The sequence below is a fragment of the Mesotoga sp. HF07.pep.5.2.highcov genome, from assembly GCF_003666285.1.
GTDB classification, from domain to species: domain Bacteria; phylum Thermotogota; class Thermotogae; order Petrotogales; family Kosmotogaceae; genus Mesotoga; species Mesotoga prima.
Genome location: NZ_JFHJ01000035.1, coordinates 1 through 4,241, shown reverse-complemented (window position 1 = coordinate 4,241; position 4,241 = coordinate 1). Strand labels below are relative to the sequence as shown.

General features: G+C 45.0%; 2 protein-coding genes. One reads left to right on the top strand and one right to left on the bottom strand.

Annotated elements, in window-relative coordinates:
- The first annotated feature begins 1,525 nt into the window (after positions 1–1,525).
- A complete protein-coding gene (locus BG32_RS00725) occupies positions 1,526–3,190 on the top strand; it encodes a dipeptidase (RefSeq protein WP_006487104.1) in 1,665 nt (554 codons plus the stop codon).
- A gap of 283 nt (positions 3,191–3,473) precedes the next feature.
- Here the strand turns inward: BG32_RS00725 and BG32_RS00720 are convergent.
- On the bottom strand, positions 3,474–4,241 hold a 768-nt coding region (locus BG32_RS00720), incomplete at its 5' end, for a YibE/F family protein (protein WP_147434768.1).

Here is a 4,241-nt window from a genome sequence, read left to right as displayed (position 1 = left end):
GACTCTCCTTTTTGTTTGAAACCGTGGTCAGAGGACAGAGGTGTGAAGATCAAGATCGTTCCGAGAACCTCACATACCGTCATCCTCAAGAAACACGTCCTTGGTTGTCGTCCAGGAGCATGGTCCCATCCTTTGAAAGAGCCGCTGTGCGCTTAAGAACAAATACCCGCTGGCCGGTGAACGCTCCGCGTCCACGTTCATTGTCAAGAGTTCCATCATGCTCAGAAAGCCGGTCCTTCGATTGGATCGAAAAGCAGATCCCTAAACAAGTTCGAGATTACATTGTTGTGACTGCGAATACGTCACATCGTGTCTGAACTTGTTTCAGTATCCCGGCGGGCTTTCTGAAAACGTGAAATCACGTGATGCTCGTTTCAGCATCACGGTTTTGAGAGCCGCTGGGCACTTGCTGAGAGTTGCTAAGCACCGTGAAGAGCCGTCCTTGGTTTTTCATGAGAGCAGTTGCAAACTGCGGTGTGCCAAAAGTAAAAACACTACATTCAGTTCTTTGCTGTGTCATCCTTCCACTTATATATTCATTCGTTGTAATTGTCTCCAAAGATCCCGAAACAAGTTCAGACGGAATCCCTGACGAAGAACCAAGAACCTGGACGCGTAGCGTCGGAACGAAGAACTGCTCTTTTTTGGGATGGCTCTTCACATCGATCAGCGTCTCTAAGGATCGAGATTCTAAAACAAGTTCAGAATGACGGGCTGTTGTGTTTTTGCTTTCGGGTCTTTAACCTCCAACTAGGAACTGAGAACTTACGACTGATCTTTCAGTATGTCGGATTGCGTCGTTTGATCTCCATCTTCGTGCCTCTGTTCTCATGCCTCTTTCTTCCCTAACGATTTTGATCCAATCGGAAAGCAAATCATTGATTTTGGACGGCGGAGGACGTCTTTTCGAAGCGTTAAACGAGCAGCGAAATTCGTTTCTTATTCTGCGTCGGCAGACCAGGTTCGAATCGACTCCCTACGAAGTTATAATTGTCACCTGGAGAATTCGTTCCAGCTTCGCCTTCACGGATGCACTTCAGTGCATTTTATTCCGCTATCTCATATTCGAACAAATCGAGTCTGCTTCTCCTCATTTTCCACACTTTAGATCGGAGCAAATATATCCTATTTAAAACTTCTGTTTCAAATTCCAAAAAAGTTAGCTTGTCACAGTATTTCCTGTTATAATGTGGTTGAGAGATCTCATTGCAGGCAATCCTAGACAAAATGCTTCTGAGACAATAGAGCGATTTATCCTTGCATTGCTGTGGAGTACCTGTATACTATCTCATCAAAGCATCGAATTTTGTGAAACGGACTTGTCTCACAATGATTCTTACTTGCGCCTTTCAAACGACGCAATTCTCTAGGAAAGAGATGATACACCTCAATTCTTATGAAACAGCTAATGGGCTGTGTTTTCTTGACGTAGTCACATGGCGAGGTTTTTTCATGTGCTTTAAGAGGTCAAAGGCCTCTAAACTGGGGATGTTCCCCATAAATCATTTTGTAGGAGGGGTTTCATTTGCGCAAAACGTTGTTAGTCCTGATTGTGGTTGCCGCAATCGTAAGTCTTGGTTGGGCATGCACAACTGTAGTTGTGACCAAGGGTGCATCTGTTGATGGCTCAGTAATGACGAGTCATTCATGCGACTGTGGAGAGTGCGATTTCAGGTATGTTTACATTCCAGCGGCCGATTTCGAGGCAGGTTCAAAGAGACCGGTTTACCCGTTCCACGAACCGTATCCTCGATATATTGGTAAGGATATGGGTCCAACATACGATGATCCTAACTTCTCACCTTACGAACCACTTGGCTACATTGATCAAGTCGAGCACACTTTCGCCTATTACGAAGCTGCTTACGGAGTTATCAACGAACATCAGGTTGCCATCGGCGAATGTACCTGCTCAGCAAAGGTCTACGCTCAGCCCGTAGCAAACGAGTGTATCTTTGATATTTCGGCTCTTTCAAAGGTAGCTCTTGAGAGATGTACAACCGCCAGAGATGCAGTCAAGCTCATGGGAGATCTCGCCGTTGAATACGGTTATTACGGATGGGGAGAAACTCTTACAGTGACAGATCCTAACGAAGCATGGGTCTTCGAAGTCTGTGCATCACCGGACAAGAAGAGTGCACTATGGGCAGCCAAAAAGGTTCCCGATGGTGAAGTCTTCGTCGAGGCCAACATCTTCAGAATTAGAGAGCTAGATCCGGAAAATCCAGATATGATGTTCTCTCCAAATCTGATCGAAGTTGCAACGGAAGCAGGCTGGTATGATCCTAGCACGGGTCCTATCGACTGGATGGCAACAGTTAGCACAGGTGAATATTCTCAGCCATATTACAGTTTGAGAAGAATCTGGAGAGTTCTTGACAGAGTGGCTCCTTCAAAAGAGTTTTCTCCATGGGTAGAAGACGGCTTTACAACTGATTACCCGTTCTCCGTTGTCCCCGATGAAAAACTCTCTGTTGCCGACGTGATTTCTCTGTTCAGGGATTTCTACGAGGGTACGGAATTTGATCTTACCGAAGGACTCGCAGCAGGACCTTTTGGCAATCCAAATCGCTACGCAGGCTCCAGTAAGCTAATAAAGGGCAGCTGGGAAAGGGCGATTTCAATATTCAGATGTGATTATGTCTTTGTTTCACAGGTAAGAAGCTGGCTTCCCGATCCAATCGGTGGAGTAATATGGTTCGGCGCAGCTGCACCGCACGAATCGATACTAGTTCCTCTATACTGTGGTATCAACGACGTCCCCTACGCATTTGATCACGGAAATCTCCATGAATTCGATCGTAATGTAGCCGGTTGGGCAATGAACTTCATGGGCAACTGGGCAGAACTAAAATTCAGCTACATTTATCCTGAGATACAGGCCCTTCAACAGAAGATTGAAGACAAGCTCTTCGCGGTTCAGCCTGCAATAGAGGCTGCTGCACTCAAGCTTTACGAAGTTGATCCCGAACTCTGTAAGGAGTTCCTCACAGATTACGTTGCCGGTATCACTAATGATGTTATGGACCAGGTATGGGATTTCAACGAATATCTAATTACGAAGTACAGAGATGGGTACATAAACATTCCGAATGTTGGTTCTTCGGCAGGATATCCTGACTGGTGGCTTGATGCAGTTGGATACGACGAAGGTCACATCTTCGGAGATGACGGTTACAAAGCAAAATAGCGTCTCATAGCACTCCTTTCGTATTAAAGGTTGTTCAAAAGAGGCCGTCCCTAGTGGGCGGCCTTTGATTTTCGAAAATTATTACTGATTGCAAATCGCACTTTTTTTCGTTGAATTAGAAGATTGTTGTGACCTGTATTTACATATGATCAATCGATAAAAACGATTATCAGGAGCCTCTCTAGAGATAATGAAAATGGTTGACAGTACAGGTTGAAGGTTTACCATTACAAGCCTGAGAAGACAGTAGTGTTTGTGTGCAAGAAATCGATGCGTACGAAAATCATTGCTTTCCGGCCGTTGAACCGCTTCTAACTCCATACTTATTAAGAAGAAAGGCCGAAAGAAGAACAGTGGCAGGTATTGAGAGTATTATTCCTATGCTCCCGGAAACGGCTCTAATAATCTCCGTTGCAATTACATCCATGTTGATTATCCTTATAACTGTCGTCTCATACGCAAGAAAGACGAGCATTAGGAAAATTGAACTTCCCGTATAGGCGAGAATAAGGGTGTTAGTCATGGTTCCCATTATGTCCCTGCCAATATTGAAGCCAGACTTCACGAGTTTGCCCGTTGTCATTTCTGGGTTAATGGATTTCATCTCGTACATTGCCGAAGAGATAGACATGGCAACATCCATAACAGCACCGAGCGTTCCAATGATTATCCCTGCGAAGAGCAGGCCCATAAAATCGAATTCAATATTCTGGGGTATGTAGACAAGCATTGTTGCTTCATCGCTGCTTAAGCCGGTAAGGTTCGCCAGCGAACCGGTTACATATGCTATTAAGCTTGCAGAAAGCACACCACATAACGTACCAAAGATTGCTGATAGGGACTTTGTGTTCACTCCGGCAACGATTGCAAAGGTAAGAATAGTGATTACTGCCGCCGACAGCGAAGAAGCACCAATGGGGTTGAACCCCTTAAGAATCAAAGGCAGCATCACTTTGATTACTATCAAGCCCGTGAGAGTAAGAGTAATGAAGGACTTGAGTCCAGAGATCCTCCCGATAAGAAGAAGCAGACAAATGAAAACCAGAACGAT